This is a genomic window from Solwaraspora sp. WMMA2059, from assembly GCF_027497315.1.
Classification (GTDB): Bacteria; Actinomycetota; Actinomycetes; order Mycobacteriales; family Micromonosporaceae; genus Micromonospora_E.
In genome coordinates, this window is sequence record NZ_CP114908.1 from 2748747 (window position 1) to 2771220 (window position 22474).

Consider the following 22474-nt stretch of genomic DNA (forward strand, 5'->3'; position numbering starts at 1 on the left):
GAACGGAGCTCGTCGACCAACGAAGGTCACCTCGAGTAGTCGAAAACCGGAAACAGATGCCCAGTTCAGGCCATTGCACGTCACGGAAACTCGACGGGCCACTACCGAGAGTACCTAGCCGGCGGAGACTCGACACCAGGCCTTGATGTGGAACCGGAGCTTCGGTAAGGCTACCCTTCATGAAACGCGGGACGCCGACCGACGCCGAGGAGCAACCCATGACCAACCTCGCAGAACTGCCGGTGACTGCGTCCGGACCCGGACCGCGGGACACCCGACCTACCGGGAACTCACCCCGGCTACGGGCCCGGGCGCTGCGGCTCGGGTACGGCCACCAGGTGGTTGTCCCGCAGCTGGACCTGGACATCGTCGACGGATCGGTCACCGCGATCGTCGGGCCGAACGGCTGCGGCAAATCGACCCTGCTCCGCGCCCTCGGCCGGCTGCTGCGGCCCACCGCCGGGGAGGTACTCCTCGACGGCGAGCGGATCCAGCGGTTGCCGACCCGGGAGGTCGCCCGCCGACTCGGCATCCTGCCGCAGGCTCCGACCGCGCCGGACGGGCTCACCGTGGCCGATCTGGTCGCACGCGGCCGCCAGCCGCATCAGACCTGGCTGCGCCAGTGGTCCCGGGCCGATGAAGAGGTCGTCGCCCAGGCACTGGCCTGGACCGACCTCACCGATCTGGCCGAACGTCCGGTGGACACGCTCTCCGGCGGTCAGCGGCAACGGGCCTGGATCTCGATGGCACTCGCCCAGGGCACCGACATCCTGCTGCTCGACGAGCCGACCACCTATCTCGACCTGGCACACCAGATCGACGTACTCGAACTGGTGGACCGACTGCACCGGGAGGGTGGCCGCACCGTGGTGATGGTGCTGCACGATCTCAACCTCGCCGCGCGCTACGCCCGGCACCTGGTCGCGATGAAGGACGGACAGGTGCTGGCCAGCGGCGCCCCGGCAGAGATCCTGACTCCCGAACTGGTCCGGGAGGTGTTCGGGCTGCGGGTGCTGGTCATCGAGGATCCGGTGAGCGGCACCCCGCTCGTCGTCCCACTCGCCGCAGGCGCTGCCCGCGCCTCCACCGTGGATCAGAAATCTATTCCGGTGATTCGTGCCGTTACGCACTGACGGGTCGGGCCGAGGGTACTGTTTGGCCGGCAACGCGCACCGACCGAAAGAGAGACCCTCCATGGCATACCCCGTGGTCACCACTGGTGACGTCTCCCGGCTGCTGGACGACCTGGTGGACCGGGTGCCGCAGGCGCAACAGGCGGTGGCACTCTCCCCCGACGGAATCCTCCTGGCCTGGTCCAAAGGGGTCGACCACGAGCTGGGCGAGCAGTTGTCCGGCCTGGTGGCGGGTCTACGCGCCCTCGCCGTCGCGGTCGGTCAGCATGCCGACACCGGCCGGGTCCGGCAGATCGTCGTCCAGATGGGTACGGCGTTCCTGTTCATCGCCGCGACACCCGGCGGTGCGATCATCGCGGCCGTCTTCGACGCCGGCTCCGACATGGACTCGGTAGCCTACGAGGTGGCGCTGTTCGCCGGCCGGGCCGACCGGCACCTGCCGGCGTTCCCCGCGCCGGAGGAGGCCCCCGAGGCCGCCGTCCGCACCGCTGAGGCGCTCCTGCACGGCGGCGCACCGACGCTCGGCGCGCATGCCGCGGAGCGACAGGACCTTCCGACGCGGCGCTGAGCCGGTCAGCACCACCCACCGACTCGGCGCCGCGGTGAACGTCACAGCAACTGGTTACCGTCGGGTCACCGTGAGGTCGGCGACCCCGGCGACGGCATCGACATCGTAGCGGTCGGTGGCCTCCTCCCAGTCCGTCGAGGCCACCGTCTCGCCGCCGGCGACCCCGTCGCTCCGCTCGCCGTCCAGGTCGACGCTGCCCGCCCCGGAGCCCAGCCGGATCCGCACCGGCGTTTGCTGCGGCAACTCGATCCGCCAGGTACTGACCCCGCCGGACATCCGGACGTCGACCGTGCCGGACGGCTCCGGCAGCGCCAGGTCCAATGCGCTGGCACCGCCCGCGACGTCCACGTGGGAGACTCGGGCTCCGGTCAGATCGACCCGGGTGCGGGTTGCCCCGCCCGCCACCCGGACCGACCAGAGCAGATCGCTGTGGACGGTGACGCGCAGCTCGCCGGAACCGTTGTACCCGGTATCGGTCAGTCCGACCCGGACCACGCCGTCGGAGGTGGTCACCTCCGGCGCCGCCGCACCGCCGACCGGAGTCTCCGCCCGCAGCAGCTGATCACCGAGATCAGCGGCCACCACCCGAATCTCTGGCGCACCGTCGGGAATCTCCAGCCGCGCCTCGGACCGCCCCTCGCGTGGTGTCTGCACCGTCCACGCCACGTCGCCGTCGGTAACCGGGCGTGAGCCCACTGCGTTCACCACCACCGCCACGATCGTCGCCGCCACCAGCAGGGCGGCGACGACGGCGACGGCGGCCAACGCCCGACGCGACGTCCCCGGTGGCGTGCCGTCCGGCACGTCCGCCGGCCGGTCGGTGGACGGTTCGTTGCTGGCTACGGTCGGTTGCACGGCTCCGTTACCTCTCAGTGGGCTTTAGTGAGCGCACGGTTGGTAGTCCTGCCTTGCGGTAGGACGGTCCGGTCTGATCCGCTTGAGCGGTGCCGGGTTCACGCTTCACGGCCACCTGCCCGCGTGTGCGGGTCTTCTGGTCGGCTCCACGTGCTGCCACCGGGCCACTCCCGGCGGTTGCCGCCGCAAGGGCGGCCAGGTTCACAGCGGCGTTGCGGTCACGGTCGATGACTAGACCGCACGCCTCACACCGGTATTCACGCTCGGACAGGGCCAGCTTGGTTTTCACCGTGCCACAGCCCGAGCAGGTCTTACTGGACGGGTACCAGCGGTCGGCCACCACAAGCCGGCCGCCGTTCCGTCCGGTCCTGTACGCCAACTGGCGGCGGATCTCCGCGAATCCGGCGTCGGCGACGTGCCGGGCCAACCGCCGGTTGCGCAGCATGCCGGTGACGTTGAGGTCTTCCACCACAACGGTGCCGTACGTCGTGGCGAGCCGGGTGGTGAGCTTGTGCAGCCCGTCACGGCGCAGATGAGCGACCCGGGCGTGAGCGCGACCGAGCCGGCTCGCGGCCCGTTCCCACCGCTTCGAGGGACGTCGTCCGGTACGCCGGTCCGGGCCCTGCTTGCGCGACAGCGTCCGGCCGAGCGCATGCATCCGTTGCCGCGCGGCCACGAGGTGGCGCGGGTTGTCGACCAACTCGCCGGTGGACAGCACCGCGAGATGCCGGATACCGACGTCCACACCAACCACCGAGCCGGGTCGGGCCGGGCTGCGTTCGGCGCGTTCGACCTCGACGGTGAACGACACATGCCACCGTCCGCCATCACGACGCACTGTCGCGGACATGATCCGGGCGGTGCCGGCTTCAATACGGCGGGCGAGCTTGCGGGCGGACTCGTGCAACTTCAACCGGCCCAGCCGGGGTAGCACCACGTGCATCCGGTCCGGTTCGACCCGGATCGCCCCGGTGGTGAACCGTACGCTGGGCGTGGTACGGCGGCGGGACTTGAACCGGGGGAAACCCGACGGCCGACCGGCGCGTTTCCCGCTGCGGGAGTCAGTCCAGTTCTTCAACCCGCGAGCGAGCGCGTCGAGGCCGGTGTTGAACGCCTCCTTCGACACCTCACCCCACCACGGCGCGACTTCGGGCTTCGCGGCGTTCCATGCCTTCCGAAGACCGGCCAGCGACCAGGACAGTGACGGCGTCAGCAACTCGTCTGGTACGCCGTAGGAGCGTTCGGCGATGCGCTGGTCCATGACCGCCTTGACCTTCGCGAGCGCCCAGTTGTGGGCGAGCCGGGCGGCCCCAGCGTGTGCAAGGACGTCGCGTTCCTGGCGCGAGGTGAGGTCGAGGGCGAACCGGTACGCCTGGATCGCTTTCACGCCGGGCCACTCTCGGTGGCGGCTTCGACCGCCCGGCGGGCACGGTTCGCGCCAGCGCGACGCCCGTACAGGCGGGCGCACAACGACGTCAGGATCTCCGTCACGTCGCGGACCAGATCATCGTCGACCTCAGCCGGGTCGACCACCAGCAGTCGGCGGCCCTGCGCGGCCAGCGCCGCCTCAACGTACTCGGCCCCGAACCGGGCGAACCGGTCCCGATGCTCAACCACGATCGTTGCCACCTTCGGGTCGCGCAGCAGCGCGAGGAACTTCTTGCGGTGCCCGTTCAACGCGGATCCAACCTCGGTCACCACCCGGTCGACGCCGAGTTTCCGCCCGGTGGCCCACACGGTGACCCGGGCGACTTGCCGGTCCAGGTCGGATTTCTGATCGGCTGAGGACACCCGGGCGTACACCACGGTCTGCCCCGTCTCGGCCGACGTGCCGGTGACCGGCTCACCGACCATGATCAGTCGACCGATCCGGTAGGTGGGAACAGGCAGCGTCCCGGCTGCGTACTGTCGCCGAGCGGTGATGTACGCGATGCCGGTCGACGCTGCCCACTCCTTGAGGTTCACGCGAGCATCATAGCAGCTTCAAGAGCGCCATAGATGCCCGGAGCGCCAACAGTCAGCTACCCCACTCCAGTTCCTGCCCGCCCGTGGCGCGGCGGGTTTGTGGCCCGTCGATGCGGCGGACGGTGCCCCTGCTACCCGGTTGCGGGACGGGGCAATCTTAGGCCCGCCGGATGGGGCCGGACCTGCGAGCCAGGTCACCGGCCCCACCAGCAGCCGAGCAGCTCGGTCACAGGCTCAGCAGCCGACGCAGGTAGTCGGTGAGGAACCGCCCGTCGGGATCGAGTCGCTCACGGACGGCGAGGAACCGGTCCGCCTGCGGGTAGCGGGCAAGCAGGTCCCGGCCTTCCAGCCCGTGGATCTTCGCCCAGTGCGGCCGCCCATCATGGGCCAGGAAGATCGGTTCCATGTCGGCGAAGAACTCGCGGTACGGCAGCGTCGCGTTCTGGTGCACCGAGATGGTGATGCTGTCCCGACCGTACGCCGGGCTGAGGAACGCCTGGTCGGCGGCCACATAGCGGTAGAGGACCCGCCAGGCGGCGTGCTGCCGGTGCCGGGTCCGGATCCGGTGCCGGACCTCTCGGAAGCAGGCCGGACCGGCCGCGGCCGGAACGAAGTACTCGATCTCGTGGAAACGCAGGGACCGCCGCTTGATCAGCGCGGCGTCGCTGGAGCCGGTCCGTTCCTCGGTGCAGCCGCTGCCGGGCAGCGTGTCCGGGCCGGGATCGTCGGTAATCGGGTTCACCGTCCGCAGGTGCGCGTCGTCACGCCGCGGATACCAGTAGAAGTCGACGTTGCGGTTGACCTTCAGCAGCTCGTCGAACGTGGTCAGGCACGCCTCCACCGGCAGGCCCCACTCCCGCCGCCGGGCCTGGAACGCGGGGACCAGCCGGGTCCGCAACGCGGTGAACACACCCAGCACGCCGAGCGACACCTGGGCAGCCGGCAACAGGTCGGGGTCGCCGTCGGCGTCGATCTGCACCGGTTGTCCGGCCGCGGTGACCAGTCGGACCCCGGTCACCTGGGCGGACAAGTTCGGCAGGCCGAGGCCGCTGCCGTGGGTGCCGGTCGAGACGGCACCGGCGAACGCCTGGGTGTCGACGTCGCCGAGGTTCGGCATCGCGAGTCCGTGGTGGCGCAGCTGACGGCCCAGGTCGTGCAGCCGGGTGCCGGCACCGACCCAGATCTGCCGGTTGTGCGGCGGTTCGAGTACCCCGGCGGGCAGCCGGTCCAGGCTCAGCAGGATGTCCCCGGTCTGCACGAGCGGCGCGGACGAATGCCCGGCGCCAACCGGCCGTACCGTCACCGCCTGCTCGGCGGCGGCGCGCAGGACGCGGCACAGCGCGGCGACCGACTCCGGCCGGGCCACCGTGGCCGGCTCGAAGGTCAACCCACCGGACCAGTTGCGCCAAGTCGTGGTAGCGGTGACAGACGGCGAGGTCACAGCGCCGCCCGCAGCGGGTCACCGGGGCGGCGGGTGCGGCGACGCGGCCGGGCGAGGTCCCGCCGGCCCCGGCCCAGCGCATCCAGCATCCCCCAGCATCCCGGGATGTCGTGCAGCTCGATGTGGCCCATCCCCTCCGGAACGGCCGGGTCGATGATCAGATCCCCGTCGTAGGGGTCGAGACCGAGCAGCACCCGCAGGAACAGCAGCGTCGCGCCGGCCGAGGTGGCATGCGGGCTGCCCGCGGCGGAGTACGGGACGGGGTACTTGGTCAACGACCGGTCGTAGCCGGCGAAGCACTCGGGCAGCCGGGCCCCGAAGTACTGCGACGCCTCCAGCACCGCCCCGGCCACCCGGGCCGCCTCCTCCCGGTAGCCGTACCGCCACAGTCCCCAGGCGATCAGGGAGTTGTCGAACGGCCAGACCGAACCGGTGTGGTAGCCGACCGGGTTGAACCGCCGCGCCCCAGTGGCGAGGGTGCGGATCCCCCAGCCGCCGAACAGTTGCGGACCCATCAGGTGCCGCACGACCGACCGCGCCTTGGTGGGTTCGGCGATGCCGCTCCACAGTAGGTGCCCGATGTTGGAGGTGAGCGCGTCGACCGGACTGCCGTCGGCCTGCAGCGCGTGGGCGTAGTAGCCGCGGTCGGCAAGCCAGAAATCCCGGTTGAACCGGTCTCGCAGCTCGGTCGCCTGCTTCTCGAGCTGGTCGGCGAAGGCGTGGTCGCCCCAGCAGATCCTGGCCAGCCGGGCACCACGCATCCGCGCGTCGTACACGTAGCCCTGAATCTCGCAGGTCGCCTGCGGGAAGGTTGCCTCCCGCCCATCGTGGAAGCTGATCGCACCGGGTGAGCACTTCCAGCTCTGGTTCAACAGCCCGGTCCGGGTCGGCCGGGGCCCATACCAGACGTAGCCGGTGCCGACGAGGTCTGCGTGCCGGTCGATCCAGTCCAGTGCCGCGCGGGCCTGAAACTCCATGTCGCGCACCAGTGCGGTGTCACCGGTCCACCGTTCGTACTCGTCGAGAAGCACAATGAACAGGGGTGTGGTGTCCGCGGCGGAGAAGTCGGCGGCGTGCGAGACCTCGTTGAACAGCGCGGACTCGGCGTACCGGCTCTCCTGGGGGATCTTGCCGGGCTGTTCGGCCCGGAACGGATCCTCGCGGGTACCCTGTGCCAGCGCCATGATCGCCAACGCGGGAATCGTGGTGGTGGGCAGGAACGGTAGCGTCTGCAGGCAGCTGATCAGGCTGTCCCGGCCGAAAAACGTCATGAACCAGGGCATGCCCGCCGCCGGCAGCATGTCACGGAAGTTGACCCCCTTGTAGCGCAGCGCCGCCAGGTCGACGACGCTCTGCTGGTACGCCTCCCGTAACGGTTCATGGTCACAGGTCAGTTTCGGCGCACTGGCCATCCACTGGTCGAGTTCCCGTTGCACCTCGGGCTTGGGCCGCTCGGCGTAGCTGCGCAGACTCTCGCGCAGATCGCGGTTTCCGGCCCCACGGACGAAGGTCTTCACCGTCAGATCGGTGTACCAGGTGTCGTGGGCGTCGAGGGCCAGCTCGAAGGTCAAGCCACCGGGATCGATGCGGGCCGGCACGCTGCTGGACAGGATCGTCTCACGGAAATAGGTGCCCCGCTCGTAGCGGAACCGCAGCGCGTCCGGCTCGGCCGTAACCGCGATCTCGCGTTCGGTGTGGTAACCCTCCTTGACCTCCAGCACCTCGGCGAAGTCGGCCGCCGCGTCGATGCGCAGGCTCAGCTGGACGGGCTCCTCCCGGTGGTTGAACACGGCTATCTGCTCGGTTAACGCGTCGCCGATCCAGCGGTGCCGGAACACCGAGATGGTGGCGTCCACGTAGTGCGTCGGCTCTCCCGGCACCTGGAAGAACCGCGACTCGAAGTACTGCAGGTCGTCGATGGACAGCGTGTTCATCCGTTGCCCGTCGACGGTCAGCCGCCAGTAGGACAGGAAGCGGGTGTCGTAGAAGAACAAGCCGAACGGTGCGGATGGCACCGGTTCGATGTCGCCCCGCCGGTCGCTGACCATGAACATGTTTCCGTAGAGGATGCTGACCGGCTTCGCGGTGGCCGACCGAGCGCCGACCGGCTCGGCGACCGGCCGGGCCCTCGACTCCGCCCCGGCGCTGTCCGCGTGCAGCGGCAGCAGGCGGCGGAAGGTCAGGAACAGCGGCAGATCGCCCCGGACCGACACGCCGTTGCGCAGCAGCAACGAGATGGTGTTCTCCCGGCCGTCGATCAGTGCCTGGAAGGTCTCCACCGAGGTGTCGATGGTGCAGTCGACCCGCTTCGGGTCACGCTCGAGCACGGCATGCCCGTCATGATAGGTAACCGACCAGCTGCGGACACCGCCGTCCGGGGTGGTGAGGTTGAACCGGATCGTGCCACTGGCCGGGGGCGGCAGTCGACCGTCGCCGCGCGTCTGGAGACCGTCGAAGAACCGACCGATCACGTCGGTCATCGCCGCTCCCCTCAGTCGTCCTCGGTCGGTCCACCTGGGTGCCAGCATGACCCGTCTACCACCCGCAGGGGATCACCCAGTGCGGGTGATCCGTGACCGACAGGAGACGGGCCGTAGACCACGGATGCCGAAAGTAACCAGATGAGGCACAATGATTACAGGCCGTATCGAGGGCGCGGCATGCGCCGAAGCGAAGGAGGCCAACGACATGAGTCACGACCGCACGACCGCCGGGATGCGCTACTGGCAGACCGGCCGCGGCCGACAGGATGTACTGCTCGTGCATGGGTGGTGCTGCAACCACCGGTTCATGAAGCCCCTCGCCGCCCGTCTGGCCAGCTGGCGGCGACGGATCATCTCGGTGGACATGCGGGGACACGGCGCGAGCCCGGCCGGGGACCGCGGCTTCAGTGTTCCCGAGCTCGGTGCGGACCTGCGGGACCTGATGATCGAGCTCGAGATGGACGACGTCGTGCTGATCGGGCACAGCATGGGCGGGGTCTGGTCGTTGGCCGCAGCCGCGCAGGCGAGCGACCGGGTCGCGGCGCTGCTGCTGTTGGACGCGTCGGTGGCCGTGCCGCCCGGCACGACGGAGCAGGTGGCCGCGCTGGCGGAGTCCATCCGCGGCGAGGACCCGCGCCAGGCCCGGATCGACATCATCCGGTCGTTCTTCATTCCCGAGTCGGACCCTCGGCTGATCGACTGGGCGATCGACCAGATGCTACGGCCGAGTGACACCGTCGCCGCCGCCACCCTCGACGGTCTCGCCGACTTCGTCGAGGCCGGTGGCGACGCCGCGCTGACCGCGTGGGGACGCCGGCTGCTGTACATCGGTGGCCCGGCACCGTTCGCCGACTACGGACGGTTGCGGGAGCTGGTACCCGAGGCGGTGATCGGGCAGGTGGTGGGTTCCGGCCACTTCTTCCAGTTCGAGGTGCCGCGGCAGACCAACTCGATGGTGAGTCGCTACCTACGGCTGTGGGGGCCACCATCGTGGTAATCCGCCAGCAGCGCCTTTACCGAGTCCGTCAGGTCGTAGCTGGGTGACCAGCCGAGCACCTGCCGGGCGCGGCTGATGTCGGCGCACATCCAGGGAACGGCGGCGGACCGGCTCACCGTCGGGGAGAACTCCCCCAAACCGAGTTCACCGCTGTGACCAGCTGCCCGGGCCAGACAGGTGACCGCGTCCCGGACCCCGACCGGCCGCCCGCCGCCCACGTTGAACAGTCGGTAGGGCAGGTGGGTGGCGAGCGCGGCGGCGCGCACCGCAGCGGCGATGTCACGTAGGTCGACGAAGTCGCGCACAGTGTCCAGCAGCCGCATCGCCAGCGGTGACCGTCCGCCGACGCGCAGCAGATCAGCCGCCCGCCCCAGCGCGCTGTCCACCGGCAGACCCGGACCAACCGGGTTGAACACCCGCAACGTGACGACCTCGACCCGTTCGTCGGTGCTGACCAGCTCGCCGAACTGGGTGGCGGCCAGGTGGCTGAACCCGTACGCGCTCACCGGGTTGGCCGGGTCGTCCTCGCGCACCGGGCGGCCACTGGGCACGACGCCGTACTCGGCGGCGGAACCGAGCCGTACCAGCCGGGTGCCCGGCACGACGTCGACCATCGCCTCGGCGAGCGCGGCCACGGCCAGTAGGTGGATCCGGAGTAGCTCGGCATTGTCACCAACGGTGCGGCCGGCGCAGTTGACCACGACGTCCGGCCGGACGGCCGCGAGCAGCCGGGCGAGTTCGGTCACGCCCGCCGTGGCGAGATCGCAGTCGGCCCGGGTCGGTGCGGTCACCACCGCGTCCGCCATCAGCGCAGCGTGGATCTGCCGACCCAGCAGTCCGGTGGAGCCGAAGAGCAGGATCCTGGTCCGGCTCAACTGCGGCACCGGCCGGCCAGGTCACCGCGGGGTCGACGGAAGGTGGCTGCCGAGCCGTCGGGTGCCGTGGCCAGGACCGGGTCGGCCGGGACGGTGCTGGCCCCGACGGGGTCCGGCGGCGTCGGGGTCCCGGTGAACTCGTGCCAGGTGACCGACCCTGGCGCGGCGATCCCTTCCCGGCGCAGCACCACCCGGACGGTCTCGACCATGATCCGCAGGTCGAGCCGGAGGCTGCGGTTGTCCACGTACTCGATGTCGTAGGCGAACTTGTCCTCCCAGGCCAGCTCGTTGCGGCCGCGGACCTGGGCGAGGCCGGTGATACCGGGTCGCACCTCATGCCGTCGGGCCTGCGAGGGTGTGTATATCTCCAGGTACTTCACCAGATGGGGACGCGGGCCGACCAGGCTCATCTCACCGCGCAGTACGTTCCACAACTCGGGCAGTTCGTCGAGGCTGGTGGCGCGCAGCCAGCGGCCGACCGGCGTTAGCCGGTCGGCGTCGGTGACCAGGCCGCGGGCCGGATCCACCTCGAGCATGGTGCGAAACTTGACCATCTCGAAGAGCTCGCCGTCCCGGCCGGGCCGCACCTGCCGGAAGAACACCGGCCGGCCCAGCGTGACGAGGATGAGCAGGGCGACCCCGGCCAGCAGCGGCGCGCCGACGACCAGGGCGGTCGCCGCGCCCACCACGTCGAGCACCCGCTTGACCCGGTCATAGCGGCGGGGACGACTGGTCGGCATCGTCGGTTCGGCTGCGAGGCAGGCCGCTGGCGAGGTCATGGACGGGCCTCCGGAAGTAGCTGCTCAACTGACAAAAGCTTTGTAACAGAATGAATAAGACTAAGCGTGTCGTTCGCCGTAAATCGGAACATCGGTTGAGCCGCTGCCGTCGGCTCGGGTGACGACGGGACCCGGACCAGTACGCTGATCGGCAGGTCAGCAGCACCGACCAGGCCGGCCGAGGGAGGGACGCGTGCCGCTGCGACGCCAGGGTTTCGACGGGCCGGCCGGGCTGCACGAGTTCAACTCCGCGCTGCGACACACCTTGGTGCAACAGACCGTCACGATCCGCGATCCAAGCCGATTCCGCGCCCGCATCACCGAGGTACCACTGGGATCCTTGCGGCTCATCTCCGCCGCGGTCGGCGCGCTGCACTCCTCCCGCCGACCGCACGACACCACCGACCCCAACGCCGCCGATGCGGTGTTCCTGCTGCTCGGCCAGCGGGCCACCGGCACCATCACGCACCGGGGTGGCACCGACCCGATCGGCCCGGACCGGCTGGTCGTCGTCCCCGGCCCGGAGACGTTCGACGTCGACTACCCAGCACCGGCCCACGTACTGTTCGTGGCCCTGCCCCGCACACTCGTCACGGCCCGCTACCCCGGCCTCGACGGACCGGTGCGCTCCGCGATGTTGGGTCCGGTGGGCCGGGCGTTGTGTCGGCAGTTGCCACACCTGATGACCGCAGCCGCGGCCGCCGGGGCCGGGCAGCGAGCGGAGGTCGCGACCATGGTCGACACCGTCATCACCGCCACGCTGTTCGGTGCCGGCGTCGCCGTCGACGCCGACCCGTTGGCCGCGCTGCGCACCGCGGCCGAGCGGCTGATCGAGCACTCGCTGGCCGAACCGGCGTTGTCGGTGCCGTGGCTGGCCCGCCGGCTGGCGGTGTCCCCCCGGCAGCTGCACCGGGCGTTCGCCGCCGGCGGCACCACCCCGTACCGATGGATCCGGCAGCGTCGGCTGCACGCCTGCGCTGTCGCGCTCGCCGGGTCCGACGTCCCGGTCGCGCAGCTAGCCCACCGATACGGCTTCGCGTCGGCGTCGCATCTCGGAGCGCTCTTCCGCGCCCGGTACGGCGCACCACCCGCACAGTGGCGCAGCGAACACCGCGCCGACGGGCCGGCCGGCCAGCGCGGGCAGGATCCCGACAGCGATCCGGCGCGCCGGCGATAACCCTGCGTACGCAGGCCGGCCTACCGTCAGGCCCACCGACCGCGACGGAGGCACCCGAGATGCGTTTCGTTCTCGTCCACGGATCCTGGCACGACGGCAGCTGCTGGGACGGCGTCCGGCAGGTACTCACCGCCGCCGGACACGAGGTCCACACACCCACCCTGCCGGGCAACGGCACCAACGCCGACCCTACGGTGACCTTCGCCCGGACCGCCGGTGCCGTCACCGACCTGATCCGGCGGTCCGACCTGCGCGACGTGGTGCTTGTCGGGCACAGCCTCGGCGGCGCGGTCGTACAGGCCGTCGCGGTGGCCGTACCGGACCGGCTCCGCCGGCTGGTGTTCCACAACGCGTACGTCCTCGCCGACGGCGACACCGTCTTCCAGCATGTGCCACCGTCGGCCGCCGCCGCCTTCACCAGCCTGGCTACTCCGGAAGGCACCCTGATGCTGCCGTACGGGGCGTTCCGCTCGTTCATCAGCGACGCCGACGAGCAGACCGCCCGGGTCGCCTACGCGCGGCTGACCCCGGAGCCGCTGGCCCGGGCCGCGGAACCGGTCGCGCTGCCCGGATTCGCCGACCTGCCGGTCCCCCGTTCCTACCTGTACGCCGTCGACGACGTCGCGTTCCCGCCGGACGAGTTCCGTTGGCATCCCGGCCAGTCGCAGCGGCTCGGCGAATTCCGGCTGGTCGAGATGCCGGGTTCGCACGAGGTGCTGTTCACCGATCCGCAGTTGCTGGCGGCGAAGCTGATCGAGGCGGCAGCGGACTGACCACCCGTCGACCGGGTGGCAACCGAGCGGGAGGCGGGCATGGAACTGCTGGACGGGTCGATCACCGAGCTGACTGCCGCCGTACGGTCCGGTCAGGTGCCCGCTCGAGAGGTCGTCGACGCAGCGGTACGCCGCATCGAGGAGCGTGACGCCGGGCTCAACGCGGTGGTGGCGGTCGACTCCGGGCCGGCGTTGCGTCGCCTGGCCGCCGCCGGTGGCCGACCGGTCGGGCCGCTGGCCGGGCTGCCGTACCTGGTCAAGGATCTGCACGCCGAGGTCGCCGGCTTTCCGTTGACCCGGGGCAGCCGGCTGGCCGTCGGCCTGGCACCGGCCGGCACGAGCACGTTGCTGCGCCGGCTGGAACAGGCCGGAGCGCTGATCATCGGACGGACCAACTCGCCGGAGTTCGGGCTGAACATCACCACAGAACCGGTGCTGCACGGGCCGACCCGCAATCCGTGGCGGCCGGACCGGTCCGCCGGTGGTTCCAGCGGCGGCGCGGCGGTAGCGGTGGCCGCAGGGATGGTGCCGGCGGCGCACGCCAGCGACAGTGGCGGGTCCATCCGGATCCCGTCGGCCTGGTGCGGCACCATCGGCTTCAAGCCGACGCGGGGCCGCAACCCTGCCGGCCCGTACCGGATGGACGACTGGTCGGGGCTCAGCCACGAACACGCCATCACCCGCACCGTCGCGGACTCCGCGTTGTTGCTGTCGGTCAGCAGCGGGATGGCCGCTGGCGAGCCGTACCCGGTGGACGGTGTCCAGTGGACCGGTCCGGCTGGTTCGGGCCCCGGCCGGGTCCTACGGGTCGGACTGCTCACCGAGGCACCCGGCGGCGCCCCGGTGCATCCGGCGTACCGGGCTGCCGCCGAGTCCGTCGCCGCCGAGCTGGCCGCCGCCGGTCACCGGGTGGTCCCGATCGGGCCGGTGGAGCCGGCCGGCCGGCTCGGGCCGGTGCTCGGTGCGGTCATCGCCGGTCATCTGGCCGCCGCGGTCGACGATATCTGCGCCGCCACCGGACGGTACGCCGGGCCGGACACCCTGGAACCGGCGGTGCTCGACCTGGTGCAGCGGGGACGGCGGGCCGACGCCCGTACCCAGGTCCGGGCGACCACGGCACTGCGCCGACTCGCCGGTGAGTTGGCTGCCGTCCTCGACGGCGTGGACCTGCTGCTCAGCCCGACCACCGCGCAACCGGCGCCACCGCTCGGGCAGCTGCACACCGACCGGCCGGGCAGCGAGCTGTTCCGGGAGATCTTCGCGATCTCCCCGTTCGTGGGGATGTTCAACGTGACCGGCGGACCGGCGATCAGTCTGCCCTGGGGGCGTGACAACCTCGGGATGCCGATCGGGGTGCAGCTCGGCGGACGGCCGGGCGACGACCTCGCCGTCCTCGCCGTGGCGGCAGCGTTGGAGGCGACCCGACCCGACCTGGTCAGGCCCGGCCCGGCAGCGGCGGCCCCGGGTCACGGCGTCCCGGCCTGACCCTTGGTCAGGCCCGGCCCCGCCGGGCTGACCCTGGCCGGCCTGCGTCGGCGGGCCGACCTACCCCATTCGCTGCGGTCGGCGCAGCCAGGCAGACAGCCATGTTCGGGTGGGCGACCGGCGGACGGCCGGTGGATGAGCGGATCCCCGTCCGCGGCCTGCCAACCCAGTTGCGGCACCGCCGGTTCCGCAGGTCAACCGACAGGTCAAGATCCGAATTCGTTCGACACCCCTCTTGACATCCAACAGAGCCGGGCGTAAACAAACCTGAAGCAAAACGAAACGGTGGTGAAACCACATGTACGCCGAGGAACGGCAGCAGGAGATCGTCCGGCTGGCCCGGGCCGACGGGCGAGTCGACGTGACCGCGCTTGCCGAGTCACTCAACGTGACCGCCGAGACGATCCGGCGCGATCTCACCACCCTCGAGCGGGCCGGCGTGCTGCGTCGGGTGCACGGCGGTGCGATCCCGGTCGAACGGATCGGCTTCGAGCCCGCGCTCGCAGCCCGGGACGCGGTGCTGACCACCGAGAAGGAACGGATCGCCAAGGCCGCGCTGGCCGAGCTGCCCCACGAGGGCGCGATCATCCTGGACGCCGGCACCACCACCGCCCGGCTGGCCGCGATCCTGCCGGCCGACCGGGAACTCACCGTCGTGATCAACTCCCCGGCGCTGGCCACCGTCCTCGGTGCCCGCAGCAACCTCAACGTCCTGTTGCTGGGCGGTCGGGTACGCGGTCGCACGATGGCCACCGTCGACGACTGGGCCCTTCGCCCGCTCGCCGACGTCTACGTCGACGTGGCCTTCATCGGTACCAACGGTTGCTCCGTCGAACGTGGCCTGACCACACCCGACCCGGCCGAGGCGGCGGTCAAGCGGGCGATGATCGGCGCCGCCCGCCGGTCGGTCGTGCTGGCCGACCACACCAAGATCGGCAACGACTACCTTGCCCGGTTCGGCCGGCTCGCCGACATCGACACGCTGATCACCGACAACGGCCTCAACGCGGACCTCGTCGCCGAGGTGGAGTCGGCCGGGCCACGGGTGGTGCGGGCATGATCCTCACGCTCACCCTCAACCCCAGCCTGGACCGCGCCGTCGAGATCGACGACCTGGTCCGCGGCGAGGTCATCCGGGCCACCGGCGCCCGCCTCGACCCCGGTGGCAAGGGCGTCAACGTGTCCCGGGCGCTACTGGCCAACGGCGTACCGTCGGTCGCCGTGCTGCCCTGCGGCGGCGACGAGGGCGGTCAACTCGTCCGGCTGCTGGCCGCCGAGGGGGTCGAGGTGGTCGCCGTGCCAATCGCCGGGCAAACCCGGTCCAACATCACCCTCGCCGAGCCGGACGGCACCGTCACCAAGGTCAACGAGCCCGGTCCGACCCTGAGCCGGGACGAATTCGACGCGATCACCGCCCGGCTGCTGGACACCGCGCACCAGGCCGACTGGGTGGTGGTCTGCGGCAGTCTGCCACCCGGGCTGCCGGTGGACGGGTTCACCGCGCTGTGCCGGCAGTTGCTCGACGCCGGGCTCCGGCTCGCCGTCGACACCAGCGGCCCACCGCTGCGGGCCGCCGCCGAGGCCGGAGCCGATCTGGTCAAACCCAACCAGGAGGAGCTGGCCGAGGCCGTCGGGCGGCCGCTGGACGCCCTCGGCGACGTGGTCGACGCCGCCCGACAGGTCCGCGCATGGGGTGCCGGCACCGTGCTGGCCAGCCTCGGGGCGCAGGGTGCCGTGCTGGTCGACACCGACGGGGTACGCACCGGCGACTCCCCCGTCGACCAGCCGCGCAGCACGGTCGGCGCCGGTGACGCGCTGCTCGCCGGTTTCCTCGCCGCCGGTGCCAGCGGGCCGGACGCCCTCGCCGAAGGGCTGGCCTGGGGGGCGGCGGCGGTCAGCCTGCCGGGCAGCCGGATGCCGGGGCCGGCCGACCTGCGCCGGCACACCGTACGACTGCACCCCCGACCGGATGACCTGCAACAACTCGTCACCCAAGGATGACCCGTCACCTCGATACCCCAGACCGATCGCCTACTCCCTACCCCCGCACATAGAAGGAGCAGCAGACCATGGCCACCGACTACACACCCCAGGTGCAGGGCACCGGGGTAAAGGCCACGATCCAGAGAATCGGCGGCTACCTCGCCGGCATGGTGATGCCCAACATCGGCGCGTTCATCGCCTGGGGTCTGATCACCGCGCTGTTCATCCCCACCGGATGGATCCCCAACGCGACCATGGCCGAACTGGTCGGGCCGATGATCTCGACGCTGCTGCCGATCCTGATCGGCTACACCGGCGGCCGGCTCGTGCACGGCCAGCGCGGCGCGGTGGTCGGCGCGGTCGCCACGGTCGGCATCATCGTCGGTGCCGACGTACCGATGTTCCTCGGTGCGATGATCATCGGCCCGCTGACCGCGTACCTGCTGAAGCTCTTCGACGGCCTGGTCGAGGACAAGATTCCGGCCGGCTTCGAGATGCTGATCAACAACTTCTCCGCCGGCATCATCGGCGGTGGCATGGCACTGGTCGGTATCTGGGTGATCGGCCCGGTGGTGCAGGCCGTCACCGACGCCGCCGGCTCCGCAGTGGACTGGATGGTCGGCCACAGCCTGCTGCCGTTCGTGTCGATCCTGGTCGAGCCGGCCAAGGTGCTGTTTCTCAACAACGCGATCAACCACGGCGTGTTCGGACCGCTGGGCGTCGCCGAGGCCGCCGAAGACGGTAAGTCCATCCTGTTCATGATCGAGTCGAACCCCGGGCCGGGTCTCGGCCTGCTGGTCGCCTTCCTCCTGTTCGGGCCCCGGCTGCTGCGCGCCAGCACCCCGGCGGCGATCATCATCCACTTCCTCGGCGGCATCCACGAGATCTATTTCCCGTACGTGCTGATGAAGCCGCGGCTGATCCTCGCCATGATTGCCGGTGGCGCGGCCGGTGTCTGGACCTTCATGGTCACCGGTGCCGGTCTGGTTGCCACCCCGTCGCCGGGCAGCATCTTCGCCTACCTGGCGGTCACCCCGCGAGGGGGCTGGTTCCCGGTCCTGCTCGGCGTGATCATCTCGGCGGCGGTCTCCTTCGCGGTCGCCTCGGTGCTGCTCGGCTTCGGTCGGGGCGAGGGCAAGGAACCGGTAGAGGAGAACACCGGTCCGCAGGCCGCCACCCCGGACACGCCCGCCGCCGCGCACGCGTACCACGCCACCCCGACCGCCGGTACCCACCGGCCGACCGCCACGGAGGCATGACGATGGCCACCATCGATGCCCAGAGCATCCACAAGGTCGTCGTCGCCTGCGACGCCGGCATGGGCAGCAGCGTCATGCTCGCCAGCCAGCTGCGCAAGCAGCTCAAGAAGCAGCAGGTGACCGTCGAGCACACCCCGGTCAACTCCATTCCGGCCGACGCCGACGTCATCGTCTGCCACCAAGGGCTCGCCGACCGGGCCCGCGTCAGCGCGCCCGGCAAGGTGGTCGTCCCGGTGCAGATCTTTCTCGGCGACCCGGCCGTCGCCCGGCTGGTGGCCGTGGTGCAGCAGGGCGGCCAACTCGATGGTTGAACCGCAATCGGACCCCGGCGCTCTGCTCGAGCGCCGGGCCGTCCGGCTGAACGAACATGCCGGCGACCGGGTCGCCGCCGTGCGCCGCTGCGGCGAGGTGCTGGTCGAGCTCGGTGCGGTCACCGAGGAGTACGTCGCCGCGATGCTGCAGCGCGAGCAGTCCATCTCCACCTATGTCGGGGAAGGTGTGGCGATCCCGCACGGCACCCTGGCCGGCAAGGAGGCGGTACGCCGCGACGCGCTCGCCGTGCTGCGCTTCCCCGACGGGGTGGACTGGGCCGGATCCCCGGTCACCGTCTGCGTGGCGATCGCGGCGCGCGGCGACGGCCACGTGGAGTTGCTCGCCGCCCTCGCCCAGATCCTGCTCGACCCGGAACAGGCCCGCGAGCTGCGTGAGGCCACCGAGATCGACGACGTGCTCCGGCTGCTCGCGCCGGTAGGAGAGGAGAGCTCCACATGAAGGTCGTCCGGTTCCACTCCCCCGGCGACGTCCGGATCGAGGCGGCACCGCAGCCGCAGCCCGGCCCCGGCGACGTGTTGATCCGCGTCCGGGCCTGTTCGACCTGCGGCACCGACGTCAAGATCCGCAACTACGGTCACCACCACCTCGCCCCGCCCCGGGTGATGGGCCACGAGATTGCCGGCGAGGTCGTCGAGGTCGGCGCCGAGGTCGCCGGGTGGCACGCCGGCGACCGGATCCAGGTGATCGCGGCCATCCCGTGCGGCACCTGCGGCGAGTGCCGGCGCGGCCGGATGACGGTCTGCCCCAACCAGGAGTCGATGGGCTACCACTACGACGGTGGGTTCGCCGAGCACATGGTGGTCCCGGCCAAGGTGCTCGCCGTCGACGGGCTCAACCGCATCCCGGACGGGGTCGGCTACGCCGAGGCGTCGGTGGCCGAGCCGCTCGCCTGCGTACTCAACGGGCAGAACCTGGCCCGGGTCGGCCCGGGCGACGACGTCGTCATCATGGGCTCCGGCCCGATCGGCTGCCTGCACGTACGGCTGGCCCGCTCGCGCGGCGCCGCCCGGGTCTTCCTGGTCGATGTCAACCGTGAGCGGCTCGATCTGGCCGCCGCGCTGGTGCATCCCGACGCCACCGTCTGCGGTGCCGAAACCGACGTGATCGACGAGATCAAGAAGTTGACCGACGGACGCGGCGCCGATGTGGTGATCACCGCGACCGCCGCCGGCGTCGCCCAGGAACAGGCGCTGCAGATGACCGCCCGGCAGGGCCGGATCAGCTTCTTCGGCGGTCTACCCAAGGACAAGCCGGTCATCGCCTGCGACTCCAACCTGGTGCACTACCGGGAGCTGACCATCGTCGGTGCCAACGGCTCCAGCCCGTCGCACAACGCCGAGGCGCTCGCCCTGATCGCCAGCGGCGCGGTTCCGGTCGCCGATCTGATCACCCACCGGCTGCCGTTGGACCGTGCCCTCGACGCCTTCGACGTGGTCGCCCGCGGCGAAGCCATCAAAGTCACCATCGAGCCCTGACCCGGGAACCCAACGAACCCGTGACCCGGGAACCCAACGAACCCTGACCCCACCAGGGACAAAGGAGGCAGACATGCCTACCCGTACCGTCACCGTCGGCTCCGCCAGCGGCCTGCACGCCCGGCCCGCCGCGTTGTTCGTCGCCGCCGCCGCAACCGCACCGGTGCCGGTGATGATCAGCACCGCCGGCCGACCGGCGGTGCCGGCCCGCAGCATGCTCTCGGTGCTCTCCCTCGGCGTGAAGCAGGGCACCGAGGTAACCCTGGAGGCCGACGGTGACGGCGCCGACGCCGCGCTCGACGAGCTTGCCGCGTTGCTCGCCCGCGACCTCGACGCCGAGCCCGGCGGTGACGGCGCCGGTGCCACGGCGGCCGGTCGTGGCTGAGCTGCACACCGGGCTCGGCGTCAGCACCGGGCTGGCCGCCGGCCCGATCCACCGGGTGGCCAAGGCACCCAGGCTGCCCGCGCCGGTGCCGGTCGACGACCCAGCAGCCGAGGCGGACCGGGCGGTCGCCGCGCTGGTGGCGGTCGCCACCGAGCTGGGCCGGCGGGCCAGCACCGCGACCGACCCGACGGCGGCGGAGATCCTGCGGGCGCAGGTGATGATGGCTGAGGACCCGGTGCTGCACGAGGCGGCACGTGCCCGCGTGGCCGCCGGTGCCGGCGCGCCGCACGCCATCGACGCCGCGCTCGCCGAGCACCGGGCGGCGTTCGCGGCCGCCGGCGGGTACCTCGCCGAACGGGTCGCCGACCTGGACGACCTGCGCGACCGGGCGGTCGCGGTCTGCCTGGGCGAACCGATGCCCGGCGTGCCCGACCCGGGCGTGCCGTTCATCCTCAGCGCCCAGGACCTGGCCCCGGCCGACACCGCCGGGCTCGACCCGGCCCGGGTGCTCGCCCTGGTCACCGCAGCCGGCGGGCCGACCAGCCACACCACCATCGTGGCCCGCGCGCTCGGGTTGCCGGCGATCGTACGGTGCCCGGGCATTCTCGACGTGCCGGACGGCACCCTGGTCACCGTGGACGGCACCACCGGCGACGTCACCGCCGGAGTCGACGACGACACCGTCGCCGAGACCCGCCGACGGGAACAGCACCGCCGGGCGGAACTGGCCGCCACCAGCGGCCCGGGACGCACTGCCGACGGACATTCGGTGGCCCTGCTGGCCAACGTCGGCTCCGCCGCCGACCTCATCGACGATGTGGAAGGCGTCGGCCTGTTCCGCACCGAACTGCTCTACCTGGACCGGGCCGAGCCGCCCGGCCACGACGAGCAGGTCACCGCGTACGCGAAGGTGTTCACCGCCGCCGGTGACCGCAAGGTGGTGCTGCGGACCCTGGACGCCGGTGCGGACAAGCCGTTGCCGTTCCTGCACGCCGGCGAAGAGCCGAACCCGGCGCTCGGCGTACGCGGGCTACGGACCGCCCAGCGCCGCCCCGAGGTGCTGCGCACCCAGCTCGACGCGATCGCACAGGCCGCCGGGGCCACCGGAACCGAGGTGTGGGTGATGGCACCGATGGTGACCACGCCGGCGGAGGCGGCCGAGTTCGTCGAGCTGGCCCGCGCCGTCGGGCTACCCACGGTAGGCGTGATGGTGGAGGTGCCGGCTGCCGCGCTGCGGGCCGGGGCGCTGCTGCAGCACGTCGACTTCCTCAGCATCGGGACCAACGACCTGAGCCAGTACGCATTCGCCGCCGACCGGCTCTGCGGCGACCTGGCCGACCTGCTCGACCCGTGGCAGCCGGTCCTGCTGGAGCTGATCGCCACCTGCGCGCAGGCCGGCGCGGCCGCCGGCAAACCGGTCGGGGTCTGCGGTGAGGCGGCCGCGGACCCGGCCCTGGCTGTGGTGCTGACCGGGCTCGGGGTGTCCAGCCTGTCGATGTCGGCCCGGTCGGTGCCGGCAGTGCGGGCCGCGCTCGCCGCGCACACCCTGGACGACTGTCAGCGCCTGGCCCGGGCCGCGCTGGCCGCGCCGGACGCGGCGGCCGCCCGCGCGGCGGTCTCAGCCGGCCCGGCCGCCGGCTGACCGCCGGTCGACGTTGACGCGGCCGCGGACCGGCCGCAGGATCAGTGCATGAGTCGGACGATCCTGGTCACCGGGGCGCGACGCGGCATCGGCGCGGCCCTCGCGACCGGTCTCGCCACACCCGGGACAGCCCTGGTGCTGCACCACCTGGCCGCCGCCGACGAGGCAGAGACCGTCGCCGCACGGTGCCGGGCGGCCGGCGCGCACGCCCGGATCGTCGAGGCGGACCTGTCGGTCCCCGCCGAGGTGCTGGCCTTGGCCGAGGCGGCTGGGCCGGTCGACGTACTGGTCAACAACGCGGCGCGGGCGTCCAACGTCTGGATCGACGAGTTGCCGCTGGCCGAATGGGAGGCGACGTTCGCGGTCAACGTCACCGCCCCGATGCTGCTCAGCCAGGCCTTGGCGGCGGGGATGCGGGCCCGTGGCGGCGGCCGGATCATCAACGTCACCTCGGCCACGGTCCGCCTGGGCGGCCCGTCCGGGCCGTCGTACGTGTCGAGCAAGGCAGCACTGGTCGGTCTCACCCGTTCGCTGGCCCGCGCGTTCGGACCCGACGGCACGACGGTCAACGCGATCTCGCCGGGCGCGATCCGAACCGAGGGCGAACGAGAACTCGCCGGGAACGCCCCGGTCGACGAGGCCGCGGTCGACGCCGCGATCCTGCACCGGCAGGCGGTGCAGCGCCGGCTCGACCCCGACGACATGGTCTCCACCGCCCGCTTCCTCGCCAGCCCCGACTCCGGTGCGGTCACCGGCCAGGTGATCGAGGTCGGTGGCGGGCTGGTACACCGCTGACCCGCCGGGTACAGGCGTTCATCCGCTGGTCAGCGTCGCTCGACGGTGCTGTTCACCTGTGCCGAGGATGC

Annotated in this window: 22 protein-coding genes; 15 read left to right on the forward strand and 7 right to left on the reverse strand. The window is 71.4% G+C overall.

Annotated elements, in window-relative coordinates; genetic code table 11:
• Positions 1-218: 218 nt before the first annotated feature.
• Both O7553_RS12745 and O7553_RS12750 read left to right on the forward strand, forming a co-directional pair.
• On the forward strand, positions 219-1133 hold the full coding sequence (locus O7553_RS12745) for an ABC transporter ATP-binding protein (protein WP_281555004.1): 915 nt from the start codon (positions 219-221) through the stop codon (positions 1131-1133).
• Between the two features lie 61 nt (positions 1134-1194).
• Positions 1195-1701 carry a roadblock/LC7 domain-containing protein gene (locus O7553_RS12750; RefSeq protein ID WP_281555005.1) on the forward strand — a complete coding sequence of 169 codons (507 nt, stop codon included), beginning with the start codon at positions 1195-1197 and terminating at the stop codon, positions 1699-1701.
• A 54-nt stretch (positions 1702-1755) separates the two neighbouring features.
• On the opposite strand, the gene O7553_RS12755 is transcribed toward O7553_RS12750, so the two are convergent.
• The 5 genes from O7553_RS12755 to O7553_RS12775 all read right to left on the reverse strand — a co-directional run bounded on the left by O7553_RS12755 (position 1756) and on the right by O7553_RS12775 (position 8442).
• Positions 1756-2556, reverse strand: coding sequence for a hypothetical protein (locus tag O7553_RS12755; protein ID WP_281555006.1), 801 nt, complete (start codon positions 2554-2556; stop codon positions 1756-1758).
• 7 nt (positions 2557-2563) lie between these two features.
• Positions 2564-3943 carry an IS607 family element RNA-guided endonuclease TnpB gene (gene tnpB / locus O7553_RS12760; RefSeq protein WP_281555007.1) on the reverse strand — a complete coding sequence of 460 codons (1380 nt, stop codon included), beginning with the start codon at positions 3941-3943 and terminating at the stop codon, positions 2564-2566.
• Positions 3940-4521: an IS607 family transposase gene (locus tag O7553_RS12765; protein ID WP_281555008.1), complete on the reverse strand. Its 582-nt coding sequence runs from the start codon at positions 4519-4521 to the stop codon at positions 3940-3942. The genes tnpB and O7553_RS12765 overlap by 4 nt, the downstream gene beginning before the upstream one ends.
• A gap of 226 nt (positions 4522-4747) precedes the next feature.
• On the reverse strand, positions 4748-5962 hold the full coding sequence (locus O7553_RS12770; RefSeq protein ID WP_281555009.1) for a D-arabinono-1,4-lactone oxidase: 1215 nt from the start codon (positions 5960-5962) through the stop codon (positions 4748-4750).
• Positions 5959-8442 (reverse strand): glycogen debranching N-terminal domain-containing protein, encoded by a 2484-nt coding sequence (locus O7553_RS12775; protein WP_281555010.1) that lies wholly within the window; start codon positions 8440-8442, stop codon positions 5959-5961. Before O7553_RS12775 ends, O7553_RS12770 begins: the two co-directional genes overlap by 4 nt.
• Positions 8443-8650: 208 nt before the next feature.
• Here O7553_RS12775 and O7553_RS12780 point away from each other — a divergent pair, with 208 nt between their 5' ends.
• Complete coding sequence (locus O7553_RS12780; protein ID WP_281555011.1) at positions 8651-9442, forward strand: alpha/beta hydrolase; 792 nt, start codon at positions 8651-8653, stop codon at positions 9440-9442.
• Here O7553_RS12780 and O7553_RS12785 read toward each other — a convergent pair.
• Complete coding sequence (locus O7553_RS12785; RefSeq protein WP_281555012.1) at positions 9409-10317, reverse strand: NAD(P)-dependent oxidoreductase; 909 nt, start codon at positions 10315-10317, stop codon at positions 9409-9411. The two genes, O7553_RS12780 and O7553_RS12785, sit on opposite strands and share 34 nt — an antisense overlap.
• Entirely contained in the window at positions 10314-11096 is a 783-nt protein-coding gene (locus tag O7553_RS12790; protein ID WP_281555013.1) for a sugar transferase, read from the reverse strand. The genes O7553_RS12785 and O7553_RS12790 overlap by 4 nt, the downstream gene beginning before the upstream one ends.
• A gap of 193 nt (positions 11097-11289) precedes the next feature.
• On the opposite strand from O7553_RS12790, the gene O7553_RS12795 reads away from it, so the two are divergent.
• The 12 genes from O7553_RS12795 (at position 11290) to O7553_RS12850 (ending at position 22403) form a co-directional block, all read left to right on the forward strand.
• The gene (locus tag O7553_RS12795) at positions 11290-12273 is read left to right on the forward strand and encodes an AraC family transcriptional regulator (protein WP_281555014.1); all 984 of its coding nucleotides are present in this window, start codon (positions 11290-11292) and stop codon (positions 12271-12273) included.
• Between the two features lie 59 nt (positions 12274-12332).
• Positions 12333-13046, forward strand: a complete 714-nt coding sequence (locus tag O7553_RS12800; RefSeq protein WP_281555015.1) for an alpha/beta hydrolase — start codon at positions 12333-12335, stop codon at positions 13044-13046.
• A gap of 39 nt (positions 13047-13085) precedes the next feature.
• A complete protein-coding gene (locus O7553_RS12805) occupies positions 13086-14531 on the forward strand; it encodes an amidase (protein ID WP_281555016.1) in 1446 nt (481 codons plus the stop codon).
• Positions 14532-14829: 298 nt separating this feature from the next.
• Positions 14830-15591, forward strand: coding sequence for a DeoR/GlpR family DNA-binding transcription regulator (locus O7553_RS12810; protein WP_281555017.1), 762 nt, complete (start codon positions 14830-14832; stop codon positions 15589-15591).
• On the forward strand, positions 15588-16532 hold the full coding sequence (gene pfkB, locus O7553_RS12815; RefSeq protein ID WP_281555018.1) for a 1-phosphofructokinase: 945 nt from the start codon (positions 15588-15590) through the stop codon (positions 16530-16532). The genes O7553_RS12810 and pfkB overlap by 4 nt, the downstream gene beginning before the upstream one ends.
• Positions 16533-16600: 68 nt before the next feature.
• A complete protein-coding gene (locus tag O7553_RS12820) occupies positions 16601-17773 on the forward strand; it encodes a PTS mannitol transporter subunit IICB (RefSeq protein WP_281555019.1) in 1173 nt (390 codons plus the stop codon).
• A 2-nt stretch (positions 17774-17775) separates the two neighbouring features.
• The gene (locus O7553_RS12825; protein ID WP_281555020.1) at positions 17776-18084 is read left to right on the forward strand and encodes a PTS lactose transporter subunit IIB; all 309 of its coding nucleotides are present in this window, start codon (positions 17776-17778) and stop codon (positions 18082-18084) included.
• A complete protein-coding gene (locus tag O7553_RS12830; protein ID WP_281555021.1) occupies positions 18077-18544 on the forward strand; it encodes a PTS sugar transporter subunit IIA in 468 nt (155 codons plus the stop codon). Before O7553_RS12825 ends, O7553_RS12830 begins: the two co-directional genes overlap by 8 nt.
• Positions 18541-19581, forward strand: coding sequence for a zinc-dependent dehydrogenase (locus O7553_RS12835; protein ID WP_281555022.1), 1041 nt, complete (start codon positions 18541-18543; stop codon positions 19579-19581). The genes O7553_RS12830 and O7553_RS12835 overlap by 4 nt, the downstream gene beginning before the upstream one ends.
• Positions 19582-19654: 73 nt before the next feature.
• Entirely contained in the window at positions 19655-19966 is a 312-nt protein-coding gene (locus O7553_RS12840) for an HPr family phosphocarrier protein (RefSeq protein ID WP_281555023.1), read from the forward strand.
• Positions 19959-21608 carry a phosphoenolpyruvate--protein phosphotransferase gene (ptsP, locus tag O7553_RS12845; RefSeq protein ID WP_281555024.1) on the forward strand — a complete coding sequence of 550 codons (1650 nt, stop codon included), beginning with the start codon at positions 19959-19961 and terminating at the stop codon, positions 21606-21608. Before O7553_RS12840 ends, ptsP begins: the two co-directional genes overlap by 8 nt.
• A gap of 48 nt (positions 21609-21656) precedes the next feature.
• On the forward strand, positions 21657-22403 hold the full coding sequence (locus tag O7553_RS12850; protein WP_281555025.1) for an SDR family oxidoreductase: 747 nt from the start codon (positions 21657-21659) through the stop codon (positions 22401-22403).
• Positions 22404-22474: the final 71 nt, after the last annotated feature.